The following is a 1,245-nucleotide window of genomic DNA, read 5'->3' on the forward strand; positions in this document are numbered from 1 at the left end:
TGTTTGAGGCGCCCACGGTGGCTCAGTTGGCGCCGCGTGTCGGTGCCGGTGGGGGTGGGCTGGAGCCGTTGAGGCCGGTGGATCGCCCGGCGGTGGTGCCGTTGTCGTTTGCTCAGCAGCGGTTGTGGTTTATCGATCAGTTGCAGGGGCCCTCGGCGATTTACAACATGGCGGTGGCGTTGCGCCTGGGTGGGCGCCTGGATGTGGAGGCGTTGGGGGCGGCGTTGGGCGATGTGGTGGGCCGTCATGAGAGCCTGCGCACCTTGTTCACCGCGCCTGACGGTATTCCTCAGCAGGTGGTGGTGCCCGTTGAGCGGGCTGATTTCGGGTGGGGTGTTGTTGATGCCACCGAGTGGTCGGCGAGCCGGCTAGAGGAGGCCATCGGCGCCGCGGTGCGTGATCCGTTTGATTTGGCTGCCGAGATCCCGTTGCGGGCAAGGCTTTTCCGCCTCGGCGAGGACGAGCATGTGTTGGTGGCGGTGGTGCATCATATCGCCGCGGATGGCTGGTCGATCACCCCGTTGGTGCGGGATCTGGGGGTGGCTTATGGCGACCGGTGCGCGGGGCGCGCTCCGGGTTGGGCGCCGTTGGTGGTGCAGTATGTCGATTACACGTTGTGGCAGCGCGCCCAGCTGGGTGATCTGGCCGATCCCGATAGCCGCATCGCCGCGCAGCTGAGGTTCTGGGAGCAGGCTTTGGCCGGGATGCCCGAACGCTTGCAGCTTCCCACCGATCGGCCTTATCCGCCGGTGGCCGATTATCGCGGCGCCCGGGTGGCGGTGCAGTGGCCGGCGGAGTTGCAGGCGCAGATTGCTCGGGTGGCTCGCGAGCACAACGCCACCAGTTTCATGGTGGTGCAGGCCGCTTTGGCGGTGCTGCTGGCCAAGATCAGCGCCAGCTCCGAGGTGGCGGTCGGGTTCCCGATCGCGGGGCGTCGTGATCCGGCGCTGGATGAGTTGGTGGGGTTTTTCGTCAACACCTTGGTGTTGCGGGTCGATGTGGGCGGCGATCCCAGTGTGGCCGAGTTGCTGGGCCAGGTGCGGGCGGGCAGCCTGGCCGCCTTCGAGCACCAGGATGTGCCTTTCGAGGTGCTCGTGGAGCGGCTTAACCCCACCCGATCGCTTGCCCATCACCCGCTGGTGCAGGTGGCGTTGGCCTGGCAGAACAACGCCTCTGGTGCGCTGAGTTTGGGCGATGTGCAGGTCTCCCCGCTGCCGGTGGATACCCGCACTGCCCGTATGGATT

The 1,245-nt window shown here is 66.7% G+C and carries 1 protein-coding gene; it reads left to right on the top strand.

Annotated elements, in window-relative coordinates; genetic code table 11:
- On the top strand, positions 1-1,245 hold a 1,245-nt coding region (locus AWC06_RS18445; RefSeq protein WP_244899119.1), incomplete at both ends, for a condensation domain-containing protein.

Origin of the sequence: Mycobacterium fragae, from assembly GCF_002102185.1 — a bacterium.
Classification (GTDB): domain Bacteria; phylum Actinomycetota; class Actinomycetes; order Mycobacteriales; family Mycobacteriaceae; genus Mycobacterium; species Mycobacterium fragae.